The sequence below is a fragment of the Flagellimonas sp. 389 genome, assembly GCF_018449435.1.
Lineage (GTDB): Bacteria > Bacteroidota > Bacteroidia > Flavobacteriales > Flavobacteriaceae > Flagellimonas.
Map to the genome: position 1 here is coordinate 212057 of NZ_JAHCMU010000001.1, position 12505 is coordinate 224561.

17 protein-coding genes are annotated in these 12505 nt (G+C 35.7%); all 17 read right to left on the bottom strand.

Annotation, left to right across the window (positions count from 1 at the left end):
- Nucleotide 1 precedes the first annotated feature (1 nt).
- The 17 genes from KIM67_RS00930 to KIM67_RS01010 all read right to left on the bottom strand — a co-directional run bounded on the left by KIM67_RS00930 (nt 2) and on the right by KIM67_RS01010 (nt 12400).
- Nucleotides 2-367 carry a response regulator transcription factor gene (locus KIM67_RS00930; protein ID WP_213829500.1) on the bottom strand — a complete coding sequence of 122 codons (366 nt, stop codon included), beginning with the start codon at nt 365-367 and terminating at the stop codon, nt 2-4.
- A gap of 282 nt (nt 368-649) precedes the next feature.
- The gene (locus KIM67_RS00935) at nt 650-1495 is read right to left on the bottom strand and encodes a glycosyltransferase family 2 protein (RefSeq protein WP_213829501.1); all 846 of its coding nucleotides are present in this window, start codon (nt 1493-1495) and stop codon (nt 650-652) included.
- A gap of 25 nt (nt 1496-1520) precedes the next feature.
- On the bottom strand, nt 1521-1823 hold the full coding sequence (locus tag KIM67_RS00940; RefSeq protein WP_213829502.1) for an STAS domain-containing protein: 303 nt from the start codon (nt 1821-1823) through the stop codon (nt 1521-1523).
- 106 nt (nt 1824-1929) lie between these two features.
- Nucleotides 1930-2640, bottom strand: a complete 711-nt coding sequence (locus KIM67_RS00945) for a LytTR family DNA-binding domain-containing protein (protein WP_213829503.1) — start codon at nt 2638-2640, stop codon at nt 1930-1932.
- Nucleotide 2641: 1 nt separating this feature from the next.
- Nucleotides 2642-2965, bottom strand: a complete 324-nt coding sequence (locus tag KIM67_RS00950; RefSeq protein ID WP_163416642.1) for an Hpt domain-containing protein — start codon at nt 2963-2965, stop codon at nt 2642-2644.
- Entirely contained in the window at nt 2958-3929 is a 972-nt protein-coding gene (locus KIM67_RS00955) for an ATP-binding protein (protein ID WP_250149110.1), read from the bottom strand. The genes KIM67_RS00950 and KIM67_RS00955 overlap by 8 nt, the downstream gene beginning before the upstream one ends.
- A 78-nt stretch (nt 3930-4007) precedes the next feature.
- Nucleotides 4008-6425 carry a PAS domain-containing sensor histidine kinase gene (locus KIM67_RS00960; protein ID WP_213829505.1) on the bottom strand — a complete coding sequence of 806 codons (2418 nt, stop codon included), beginning with the start codon at nt 6423-6425 and terminating at the stop codon, nt 4008-4010.
- A complete protein-coding gene (locus tag KIM67_RS00965) occupies nt 6379-6921 on the bottom strand; it encodes a heme NO-binding domain-containing protein (RefSeq protein ID WP_213829506.1) in 543 nt (180 codons plus the stop codon). Before KIM67_RS00965 ends, KIM67_RS00960 begins: the two co-directional genes overlap by 47 nt.
- A 76-nt stretch (nt 6922-6997) precedes the next feature.
- On the bottom strand, nt 6998-7396 hold the full coding sequence (locus KIM67_RS00970) for a response regulator (RefSeq protein ID WP_163416646.1): 399 nt from the start codon (nt 7394-7396) through the stop codon (nt 6998-7000).
- Nucleotides 7397-7529: 133 nt separating this feature from the next.
- Nucleotides 7530-7886: an MmcQ/YjbR family DNA-binding protein gene (locus KIM67_RS00975; protein ID WP_213829507.1), complete on the bottom strand. Its 357-nt coding sequence runs from the start codon at nt 7884-7886 to the stop codon at nt 7530-7532.
- A 1-nt stretch (nt 7887) separates the two neighbouring features.
- Nucleotides 7888-8286 carry a Dabb family protein gene (locus tag KIM67_RS00980; protein WP_213829508.1) on the bottom strand — a complete coding sequence of 133 codons (399 nt, stop codon included), beginning with the start codon at nt 8284-8286 and terminating at the stop codon, nt 7888-7890.
- Nucleotides 8287-8293: 7 nt separating this feature from the next.
- Nucleotides 8294-8917 carry a DUF4230 domain-containing protein gene (locus KIM67_RS00985; RefSeq protein ID WP_213829509.1) on the bottom strand — a complete coding sequence of 208 codons (624 nt, stop codon included), beginning with the start codon at nt 8915-8917 and terminating at the stop codon, nt 8294-8296.
- Nucleotides 8918-8949: 32 nt separating this feature from the next.
- Nucleotides 8950-9699 carry a cyclase family protein gene (locus KIM67_RS00990; protein ID WP_213829510.1) on the bottom strand — a complete coding sequence of 250 codons (750 nt, stop codon included), beginning with the start codon at nt 9697-9699 and terminating at the stop codon, nt 8950-8952.
- A complete protein-coding gene (hemW, locus tag KIM67_RS00995) occupies nt 9696-10832 on the bottom strand; it encodes a radical SAM family heme chaperone HemW (RefSeq protein WP_213829511.1) in 1137 nt (378 codons plus the stop codon). The genes KIM67_RS00990 and hemW overlap by 4 nt, the downstream gene beginning before the upstream one ends.
- A gap of 44 nt (nt 10833-10876) precedes the next feature.
- Nucleotides 10877-11230 carry a four helix bundle protein gene (locus KIM67_RS01000; RefSeq protein ID WP_213829512.1) on the bottom strand — a complete coding sequence of 118 codons (354 nt, stop codon included), beginning with the start codon at nt 11228-11230 and terminating at the stop codon, nt 10877-10879.
- A gap of 136 nt (nt 11231-11366) precedes the next feature.
- On the bottom strand, nt 11367-11918 hold the full coding sequence (gene ruvC / locus KIM67_RS01005; protein WP_213829629.1) for a crossover junction endodeoxyribonuclease RuvC: 552 nt from the start codon (nt 11916-11918) through the stop codon (nt 11367-11369).
- Nucleotides 11919-11923: 5 nt separating this feature from the next.
- Nucleotides 11924-12400 carry a hypothetical protein gene (locus tag KIM67_RS01010; protein WP_213829513.1) on the bottom strand — a complete coding sequence of 159 codons (477 nt, stop codon included), beginning with the start codon at nt 12398-12400 and terminating at the stop codon, nt 11924-11926.
- Nucleotides 12401-12505 lie beyond the last annotated feature (105 nt).

Here is a 12505-nt window from a genome sequence, read left to right on the forward strand (position 1 = left end):
ATTAAGCTCGTATAAGCAGTTTTTCTACACGTATTAAAAGCTCTTCTGGATTAAAAGGTTTTACCAGATAGTCATCAGCTCCTAATTTTAGGCATTGAATGCGATCTGCACTACTGTCCCTACAGCTCAATACAATAATTGGGATGTTGGAGAAGTAACCGCTTTCCTTTACTTTTTTAATGAGTTCAAAACCATCCATGTTGGGCATCTCCAAATCTGTGATTATTAGATCCGGAATGTTTCCTTCTTGCATCCATGACAATGCGGCCAAACCATCTTCCATCGTAGTTACATCATATGATTGACCCAGAAATTGTGATACCAAATCACTTAGTGATTGTTTATCGTCTACTACCAGTATTTTCATATATATTTCTTTTAAAGTATTGTAATCTTAAACATATCCGAAAAGTAGGTTAAATATTACGTATTAATAATTCATTGTTGTAAAACAAGAGGAGGGTGTTGTAAGTTGTTGTTTATTGTAAGTAATGCCTTGCAAGAAGAGTTGTGTATGATTGTTTGCTAAAAACCAAGGTGCAAGTACCCTTTTAAAAGGAATGTATACATTGTAACTTTCCAATCAAGGTGTATGGAAAGTACTCTTGTAGCAGAAAGAAATGATCGTTATGCCCAGCTACTAAAAAATCTATTCGGATACTCCTTCAACTTGAAGTTCCTCATAAGTTTTTTGTATTGCTTTTTTACTCGGCATGTATTTTAGATTGCAAAATGGAAACGGTTTTGCAGGTTCTCTTTTAGGAGGCAAAGCGGTATAAACATCTACCGGTACAAATTGGAATTGACCTGATTGGTACAGTTTTATGGCCAACATCCCATCATCGCAACCAGATACTGCACGTAAATCTGTTTCATATCCTATAGGAAGAACGGCATCTCTTCTCATGGCCATACATACCGCCCTTATATGTTTTATTTTCAACACAAATCCTTGTGATAACTTCCATCTAAAATAGAAGTTCTTCAAAGAGTTCCTAAGTTTCATTCTTAGGGATAACTGAAAATCATTTTCATAGCTTTTGGATACGGAGTAGCATAGCACCAGATTTTTGTTCCTGAAAAATGGAAGTACCATTTTATCTATATAGTAGGGGTCATAGATAGAATCTGGATCCATACTGCAAATGATCTCACCTTTGGCTTCTTCCAATCCTTTCTGTCGTGCAAACGTTATTCCTTGTTTTTCTTGGCTTATAACCTTGGCGCCGAGCTGTTCTAAAATTGACAAAGTTTCCTTATCTGCATTGTTTTCCACGAATATAACTTCGTAGGGAATGATGGTCTTTAGATTAGCCAAGGAAAGTATATGTGCTACTAATGTTTCCTTTGCCCTATAGACGGGCACTACCAAGCTTACCGTTGGTTTTTGTACAGCATCCAATAACTCAAAATATGAAATCAGTTTATTGAAATCAGTATCATTCAAGTGTTTTGGTTCAATTCCAAAATAAGGGCTATACGCAGTTACTTTCATTTTTGAGTTTTGGAAGATTATAATATTATACGCGATCCTTACTAAGAATATAATTGGTTTGTGTAATATTCATTATCTCTTGAATATTCATATTTTGTCTACCGATCAACGAAACGACTTTGTTCTGTTTTACCGACTTTAAGTAAAGTTTTTCAAAGAAGTGGGCTGCCGCGGAATCTAAGAGCGTTATATTTTCCAGACTGATTACAATACTCTCGTGTTTTTCTAGAATTGAATCAAAATAAGAATTGAGAGCACCTATATGCTGTGTGGTCACTTTACCAAAAATTTCAAAAATCCCTCTGTTTTCCTTTATTTCTAATGACATATGCTAAGTAGGTTAATATGTTACCAATATCTTTTTAGCATTTTCAAAAAGCGTCTATCTATACTAACGTGTAAGAATCAAAATATTGTAGTATTTTTCTTTCTTTCTATAAAAGGTTAAGGCGTTGCATCAATTCTGGTCTGTTAGACCTGCTAATGGGTATTACACTTTTTTCTATGAGAACACTGTTATCCTGTATGTCGATTATCTGTGTAAAATTGATGATATAAGATCGATGAATTTGAAGAAATCTTGATTCTGGCAGTTTCTCTTTTATCTTTTTAAGTGTAGAGTGCACTCTAAAGCGTTTGTTCTGGGCCAGTATTTCTATGTAATCTCCTTTGGCCTCTATCAATAGAATGTCCTTAAATTTTAATTTGATAAGTCGTCTGTCTATATTTATGAACAAATCTTCTTCTTCGCTTTGAGCAGCATTAATTTCCAATTGTTCCTGTTTGGATTTTTTAAGGGCATTTTCCAATTTAACGGCGCATTTTTGAAACCGTTCATAGGTTATGGGCTTTACCAAATAGTCTACGATGAACTCATACCCATAGGCTTCGATAGCAAAATCTTTATCGGATGTTGTAAGTACGATTTTAGGTGGATCGTTAACGGTCTCGATAAAATCGACGCCAGTAAGTTTTGGCATATGAATATCCAGAAAAATTAAATCTACCTGTGTATGCTTTAAGAACTTTAAGGCCTCTAAAGCATTTGGGAGTTCAGCAACAACTTCCATTTTTGGAATTGTTTTACAAAGAGCCGTAACTATGGCCCTTGCACTTGCTTCGTCATCTACAATTATACATTTCACCTTACGCCAGTTTTAAAACAAAATCTTCAACTACTTGTAATACTTCGTCAAACTCTTCTTTGAGTTGTATATCTCCACGCTTTAGGTCTTCTTCATACTTTACTGCTAATCTATAGCTAGTGTTAAGTCCTAGAATACCCAATTTGTGTTTTATCTTATGTATGATTTTTGCAGATTCTTCTAGATTGTCCACTTTTAAAAAATCTAGATATTCCTGCTTCTCTTTTGGAAACTCTGTTTGTATAATGGTCAAAAATTTCTTTTCAAACTCTTCGTTTCCTCCAGAGATTTCTTTTATATAGTCAAGGTTGGGTTGTTCAGTCATTATGGGGGTTTTTAATAGTAAAAAAGAACGTACTGCCCATTCCTTCTTTTGAGGAGAGCCAGATATCACCTTTGTAATAATTGATTATTTTCTTAACCAGAGCCAGTCCAATACCAGTTGTATCGGCATTGTTTTCCAGTTTTTTGAACATGTTAAAAATTCCGGCCTGCAAGTGTTTTGGTATTCCCTTACCATTATCGGTTACACTGAACAACCATCCGTCATCTTGTTCTTTGACATCTATGATCACTTGTCCGTATTTGCGGTCTTCCGTGGCAGCTATGGCATTGGTAATAAGATTTTTGAATAGCTGTTCCAGTCTGTATTTCCCTGTATACAACTTGGGCAGATCCTTACTTTTCTTTATGGATATGTTCTTTGGCACGAAGATGGTCTCTTGTATCTCATCCATCAAATGATTTAGGTCGATTACCTTGGCACTTTCCTCAATGGAATCTATTGTTGAGTGCCTCAAAATACCATCTATCAAGCTATCCATTTTAGTCAGGTTCTTAAAAATAAGCTGCACATTTTCACTATGGTGCTCTTTGAATTCATTTTGGGCGTCTTCAAAAACCCAGCTTACCAACGAGTGCACATTTCGTATTGGAGATTTTAAATCATGTGAGACCATATGCGCATAATTGTTCAGGGATTCGTTCTGCTGTTCAAGATTTTTTACTAGTGCATCTTTTTCTGCCGTGACCTTTGCTACCTTGTAGGTTTGTTTTTCTATATCCGTAACAAGTTTTTTAATATCAAGATCCTGTTCTATTTTGATTTTCCCATTCTTCTTATGCTGTATCGTTACAATTGCTTTTTTTAATGTTTCAGCTATTTCATGTTGGCTTTTGGCTTCTTTGCTCAATCGTTCATCATACTGCGCATATGATTGGCTAACTGCATCGATAAATGCTTCCATTCCCGGATGTTCTTTTAGGTCTTTGGAGAGAAGCTTTTTCATTTGTTTTTTTAATAAAGAATGCATTTATCTATTCAATGGGTTAAAAGGTAATTTTAGGTTCCTTTGTGTTTTTTTATATTATTTCTTAATGTTAAGCTCTTTCTTTAAAGTGAAGAAAAACGTTGTTCCTTCTCCTATTTCACTTTCCAACCAAACATTTCCATTATATCTGTCAATAATTTTTTTAACTATGGACAATCCTATTCCGGTCGACCTTTCGTTATTTCCAATAGACTGAAAAATTTGAAAAATCTTTTCATGATACTCTTTTGGTATACCTACTCCATTATCTTTTATGCTGAATTCCCAATACTTGGAGTGTTCCTTACAATCTACCTCCACCAGGCCTTTCTTTTTATCGATATTGACCACAGCGTTACTCAAAAAGTTCTGGAACAGTTGGTGAATCTTGGTCTTGTCCGCTTTAATTAGCGGTAACTTCTTTTTGGTTTTAATCGTAACGTTCTCAGGGATGTAAATGATTTCCTTTATTTCTTGGATTACTTCGTTTACGTCAACTTCGGTATGGTCCAAAACGTCATTATTAACCGTAGAATATTTTAAAATCCCACTGATGAGTTTGTCCATTCCTTCAATTTTCTCCTGCATCATCTTTAGATTGTAACGTCCGCTTTCGTCCAAAGAGTCTTTATAATCATCATAAAGCCATGTGGCCAGTGCGCTTACGCTTCGCAATGGTGATTTTAAGTCATGTGAAACAATATGCGCATACTCCTGTAGTCCTTTGTTACTGGATTCCAGTTCGCGTAACAAACTCTCTTTTTGAAGCTCTAGGTTTTTTTGATCAGTGATATCCAAATGAACTCCAATAGAGCCTATTACATTACCGGCATCATCGTATCTTGGAGCTCCACTTACCAACCAAAACCGCTTTTCCCCATTACCTACTTTTACAGCTATTTCATAAGAGTCAGAAATACCTCCCTCATGATTTTTGTTATGCAATTTTAGTTCCTCTGTTTCATCATCCACAAGAGGTACGGCCTTGTTAAAATTCTTCCCGATTAATTGACCGGCGGAATAGCCCACCATATCACTAAAACTTTGATTGACCATTAGGATGTTGCCATTGCTATCAACTTCAACCAGACCTAAGTTCATATTTGCAATAATACTCCCGTACTTCTCTTTCTGAACTTCTAGGTTCTTTCTATAGTTTTTTCGCAACGTTACGTCACTGTAACTCCATAAGTGTCCTTGATACTCTCCATTATTGAACAACGGAATATAATCACGCTCGAATGTTCTTCCGTCCAAAAGCTCCATCTCGTCAGCAGTTACCGCTTCCTTTTTATCTATGACATAGTTTATACGTCGGATGGCGGTATCTGGCTCTAAGAATAGTTTTTTATACTTATGGATGGATTTCTCACCATTGAGTCCCTTTAACACATGTGGTGAAACTGGAATATCAAAAAGGTTGCAGAATTTTTGATTGGCCAAAACTATTTTCCTATTCTGATCTTCCAATAAAATTCCTGTTTGTAGGTTTTTTATCAAACTCATCAATCTTTCTTCTGAAGCTCTTACCTTTTCTTCCGAAATTTTCTCATAGGTGATATCCTCTATCATGGCAACACTATATTCTATGTCCCCATTTGCATCCAATACGGAACTCATGGATGTTTTTCCATAAAGTGTCTCACCGTTCTTCTTATAGAATTTTCTAACTATGGAGAATTTTTTGGTATCGCTTTCCAAGCTTTTCTGTAGCAAGTCCTTATAAAGGCTACTGTCCTCCAATGATGAAATATCGTTGATAGTCATCTTTTTCAACTCTACTTCTGAATACCCCAAAAGGTCAATGAATGATTTATTGGCTTTTATGATTCTTTCTTTGACGATCAATAATATTCCCAAAGAAGAATTCTCAACAATAATGTCTTGTTGCTTTTTCTGGTTTTCTAGAAGTTTTCTTATCTCTACTTCTTGGGTAATATCTCTTATAACACCTTGAGCAGCTATTGGATTTCCATCTTTATTATAAACAAGACTTGCGTTGATATTTACAAATTTTTCTTCTTGGGACTTTGTCAGTATTTTGGCAGTATAATTTTTTAAGATTCCGACCTGCATAAGCGTCTGAAACGATTCTGCGGTATATTCCAGATAGTCTTGATGAACCAAGTCTTGAAGACATATTTTTTCCTTGGTATGATCATATCCAAGAAATTCCTTTGCAGAAGTGTTCATATTTATGACATTGGACATCATATCCATCACCACATATGGGTCAATAATATTAACAAAGGCATTGTCTATACGTGTACCTCCATCATTCAATAAAGTTTCTAAACGACTGTTCGCTTCTTTTAAGTGCAAAGAAGCATCATAGAGTTCTTTTGCTTTACTTTCCAGCAAACTCTCAGCAGTTTTACGGGCTTTCTTCTCCCGTACAAGTGCACGCTTTAATATGGAAAGTTCGTTACTATCCGTGTTGGACAATCGCAAACTTGACTTCTGTTCCGTTTTCATTCATTAGTTTATAATCAACCTTTACTATTTTTTCAAAGTGTTCAAATGTTCTCACAATAAGTCCATGCGCCAGTGCATAAAGGCCTCTGGATGAACTATAAATCATTTCCAGGGAATTGTCTGTTTTTGAAAGCACCTTGAATTGAGGGAGTTCAGCGTCTGGATAGAGCTTTTTTACATGGATATGAATATGATCTTCTATGCTATTAAGAAGTCCCAATGGCGTTCTGTAGCTCGAGACCACATCTGGATGTGCTTCCACTAGACCAACAAAAAGGTGATGCCCAAAGGAATACAATAGATTCTCTTGGGAAATTTCTTTTACTGTACTTAATTCAGCGATTAAGCTTACCATTTCATTAAAATCGTAAGTTCCTACAGAAGTATAGGCCCCACCAGAGGGAAGATCACAATTCTCCAACAGGGAATCAACGGTCTCCAATCCATAAATAGATTCGACCATTTCCAAGAATTCGGTGAATACAATTCCTTTCATAACAAGATATTATGACCTAAAAGTAGGAATTACACTACCTGATATTAAAAATTATGTTGTGAAATCAGTTTTTTTGTTAGGCTTTGATTAGTTCGCTAATCTCCCAATAATCAAAAACTTTTCTGAGTTTTGACTCGTAATCCTCATATTTTAAAGGTTTTATGATATATCCTGCGATTCCAATCTCAAAACACTTTAACAAATCCACACGATTTTCCGATGTGGTAAGGATTATAATAGGAAGGAACTTGAGTTTGTCATCAGCTTTTAAAATGGAAAGAAATTCTATTCCGCTCATTCTTGGCATATTAAGATCAAGCAAAACGATATCAGGTAAGCTACCTGTCTTTAATAAAGCTAAGGCTTCTTCTCCATTTTTAGCCTCAACGATTTTGTGCTTAGACTGAAACTTAGAAATCGCACGCTGCAATTTCATGGTTTCTATCATATCATCTTCTATGAACAGAACATTCATAACTTTTATCGTTTAGTATACAAAAATCCAAAAACACATTAAGAAAAAGATTACAATTGCGTTAAATTAGGAAAAACTATCGGTGAATGGTATACATCATACGATAAATAATTGATTTTTTGATCAAATCTATCTATAAAGTAGCCAATTGTTCTTTTAAATTCTTGGTCAATTTTGAAACTACCAAATCGTAGGAATGATCTACTAATTCCATAATCAAGTTTGGTGGCAGGTTATTCAATAGTAACGTATTCCAATGTTTTTTGCTCATGTGGTATCCTGGAATTATATCCCCATCATACTCTTCCCTTAGTGTTATTGCCTTTTCCGGATCACATTTTAAATTACATTGGGGAGGCATTCTTTCCAATGCCATCAAAGCGAACATTTTGCCCATTACCTTAAAAACCAAAGTAATCTCATCAAAAGGAAACTCTTCTGTCACCCCTTTCTTTTGAATACAATAATCTCTTAGTTCTTCTATATTCATTTTAAATACCTTGAGAATCGTATACAATAACTTTCTCCCAAAGGTCCTTGCATTCTTCAATAAAAATAAGATGTGCTTTTTCTTTCTGATATCCTTCTTGAGCTTCAGCAGACTCAAAGGTTACGATCAATGAATACGTAAATGAACCATCAACGACATCTCTTGTGGCAGTAGGTGGCGTACCTATAAAATTTGTCTTAGCATACTTAGAGTTTTGAAGGAACGTTTTCAAAGACGTTTCAAACTGCGCCTTGTCTTTACTACTTTCTGGATTTTTAAGCCAAAAAAAGACGGTATGGGAAAAGGCAGGGTCAAATGTTCTCATAGTATCTTCAACTTGAGCAAAACTGGTTGCCATAAAGCTTATCATCAGTAATATAGTAATAATTCCTCTTTTCATAATGTTTCTATTCTTCAATTGATTGTTTTTCTCTGTTTGTGATTTCCAAAGCTGAGTAATCCAATGTCCAATCTATGGTCTCTACAATTTTCTCCACCAATAATACAGCTTGCAATGCTTCTTTTTTTGCAGTTTCCATCAATCCACTTTCTGGTATTTTCTGCTTTATGTGGTCTTTTGCTTCCAAATTTAATTTAGTAAGATCATCTGGGGAGAAACTATTAAAGAGTCCATTTTTTATATCGTAAAATTGGAGGTCGGGCTCAATGGATAAAACTTCGGGTTCTGGAAAATTAGCAAGAATGATTCTCTTGTTCTTATTATCAGCTTTTAGGTCCAATTTCTTTAGGTCATACCCAATATGCGCTTTTGCTTTCACGACTATCAAAGCCTTTTTCTTACTGCTCAAAAGACTCATAAAACGTTCTTTGGTATTCTCGTAATGATAGATTTCAGCAAAATCCCCTTCTACGGAAACCAATTTGCAAACACTTTTTATCTTATCCAATAACACTGTAGACTGCTGTTCCGTGATTTCTTTGTTCTTTTTCTTTCTAAAAATAGAAAACAACCAATACATAAGTATTGCTCCCAGAACCAACCCTAAAAAAGCTTCTATTATGCTATCCATTTTTTAAATATATGAAGATTGCCGTTAACTTTTTATTCCATAATCTTATATAATACAGGCCTACTTGGACTGGCATCGTTTTCAAAAGGTGCCACTTGAAGGTTTAGAAAATAGCAACCATCATCTATACTATTGGGAACAAATATGAATTCTGTAATTGTGGCATTCTGCCTTGGTTGTTCCTTTATATTCCAAAATGCATGATGTGCCAGAAGTGCTCCTCCATCTTTTTCTTTGTCAACCGACGGAAGGTCTATGAGCAAATGCATGATTCCTTTTTTGACTAAAAAATGTATCGCTTCCTCTAACAGATACGGAGGATTTGTATTGGAATACTGCATAGAACGCTTGTTTTCCAAATTTGGAATGGTCCTTATGATCAAAGCTTCCCTTTTTTTGTTCCCCAAAGCATATTTGAGCTGTTTTTCCGATATCACCATATCATCCCCTAATTTTTCTGGAGCGACCGTAATTACTTCTGCCAAGAAAAAAAATTGCTTTAGGTTTTGATTTACGGAATGAAAGTCGGCAGTAATATGGCCCAGACATTCGGTATGCGTCACATGTGAGTGGGGGTTAAACCAAATGTTATTAAAATTAACGGCTGCCCCTTCGGAAACTTTTCCGATAAAATCATCTTCTTGATGTGGTTCAATTTTAGGGGGAGGCAGATACCAAGCATTTACATTGGCATCCGTACCAATTAACGGAATTGAAATATCCAATGGTTTGGATAGATCTATCTTAAAATTTCTGGAACCATGTTTTATGTTTGCAATCATGATTCCAAATTAATCATAAATAAATCAGAGGCAATCCCATCGACCAGAAACTTTCCTTTTTTAGTAGCGATTAGTTTTTTCCCGTCCATAAAAAGTAAGTGCTTTGCTATATATTTTTCGGATTGTTGGTTCAGGTATTCTAGATATTTGATTCCAAAATCTTCCTGCACTCTATTTAAAGAAACACCCCAAATAGTTCGCAAACCTGTCATTACATATTCGTTATACCGATCTTTTTTGGTAAGCGTCTCAATCTCTAACGGAAGTTCCCCTTGCTGTAGGGCTTTTATATATTTTATGTTATTTCTGATGTTCCAACCTCTCCTTTTCCCATCAAAAGAGTGTGCCGATGGGCCTATTCCAATATATTTTTTCCCTTTCCAATATGAGGTATTGTTTTTGGAAAAGAAACCCTCCTTACCAAAATTGGAAATCTCATAATTGACAAAATCATGCGCTTCTAGAGTATCTGCCAAAATATGAAACTGTTCCTGTGCTTGATTATCATCTACAGCATCCACAATTCCTTTTTCTATAAACTTTTTTAATGCAGTTCTGGGTTCTACGGTTAATGCATAACTGGAAATATGGGGAAGCCCAAAAGAGAGGGCTTTGTCGATACTTGCCTGCCATCTTTTGTTGTCCATACCCGGAATTCCGTAAATCAAATCAATGGAAATATTCTTAAAATAACGTGTTGCCCTAGACAATGATTGAATTGCCTCGTTAGATGAATGCGCTCTGTTCATCAATTTTAAATCCTCATCAAAAAAGGACTGAATTCCAATACTCAATCTATTAATTGGGCTTTGGTTCAATTCTAGAATTTTGTCCTCCGTTAAGTCGTCTGGGTTTGCCTCTAAAGTAATTTCTGGGTTTTCAACCACGGTATAGTTCGCATATACCGTTTTTATCAAATCATTTATCTCAACCATTGTAAGAACAGAAGGGGTACCACCTCCAAAATAAATGGTCTCTACCAATTCATTCTTAAACTCATCCTTGCGTAATTCCATTTCTTTCTGAAGTGCCTTGACCATTGCTTCTTTCTTTCTCATTTGAGTGGAGAAATGAAAGTCACAATAGTGGCACGCCTGTTTGCAGAAAGGGATATGGATGTAGATTCCGCTCATTCTCAATTATCAATGTGCAATTATCAATTAACAAAGGGAAGTTATCATTTTCCAATTCTTGTTGTCTTGAGTATCGAAAACATAATTTTTGATAGCTCGTCCGCTTCAATTATAAGTTGATTTGCTTTTTCTTTAGGTATATATCCTGAATCTCGAAGTAACGACAACCAATACTTAGTTTCTAAACTTTCCTTGTAGGCAATAGATATCTTTGCGGAAAAATCAGCTTTTGAAATTGCTCCATTGCCTTCAGAAATATTCGCACCGATTGAAGTGCCCGATTTCAATAACTGTCTGGATAATACGTATTCCTTTTTATCGGCAACAAGATTTTTATACAATCTCACGATTTTCAAGGCAAATTCATAAGATTTCTGCGCAAGTGGGTTATCCTTCATTACTTACTCGCATCGTTCATTAATAAATAAGTGATTGTTCATTGCTCATTGTTCATTGCTCATTGTTCATTGCTCATTGCTCATTGCTCATTGTTCATTGTTCATTGCTCATTGCTCATTGTTCATTGCTCATTGCTCATTGTACCTTCTTCGGATTCTGCTTCACGAAAGCATCCCATCCAGTATAATGTTTGCCAACTTCAACCCTTCCTTCATTATAAAAATGACAGACTGCAGCGGCAAGTCCATCCGTGCTATCCAGATTTTTGGGCAATGTTTTCAACTTTAGCATACTTTGAAGCATTTTGGCCACCTGTTCTTTGGTTGCATTTCCATTTCCTGTAATGGCCATTTTGATCTTTTTTGGCATGTATTCCGTTATAGGAACCTGTCTAGAGAGTCCTGCGGCCATGGCCACGCCTTGTGCACGACCCAATTTGAGCATGGACTGTACATTTTTTCCGTAAAAAGGGGCTTCAATGGCAATCTCATCTGGATGGAATGTATCGATAAGTTCCAAGGTCCGCTCAAAGATCAGTTTTAACTTAGTATAGGGATCGCTATACTTTTTGAGCATTAATTCGTTCATCTGAACAAAATGCATCTGTTTGTTGACTACCTTGATAATCCCAAAACCCATAACCGTCGTACCTGGGTCAATTCCTAAAATAATCTTTTCTGTGGCCAAATTTTTCAATTGGTATTTAGAACTATGGGAAGCCTAAATTTTAACGCAACGGGTATCCCTCTTTTTAATGCTGGAGCTACGGTCGTTAAATCATTTAACCTGTTGGATACTTTTGTATTAAAATCACCTATTTCATTAAGTATTTCCGTGTTTTCCTCAACATTCAATATCGTGATAAATCCATGTTCATCGATTAAAAAGTCAATATAGGTCGTATCGTTCAAGTCCCTTTCTACTTGAAATTGAAGTCCATCCATGGCCTTGGTAAAATACTCCATCATCACACTTTGGAAACAATCTCTTTGTACTTGCTTTGTTGCGGTTTCATCACACTTTTCAAAAAGTGGATACTGGTCAACATCGTTCCAGTCGATTTCCAAGAGTTCTTTATTGACAATCTCTTGGGTCTTATCTTCTTTTGAGGTAAACAGTTCGCAAGAGGCAAGCAAACCAAAAAAACATAACACTAAAAACTTCCGCATACAGCCCCAAATATTTGGCTGAAATTACGATTTTTTGAAGAATCCGCCTTCAAAGTAAAACGTAAAACCCAAAGAGTACTCTTTGGGTTTGATTCAAAATTGCCA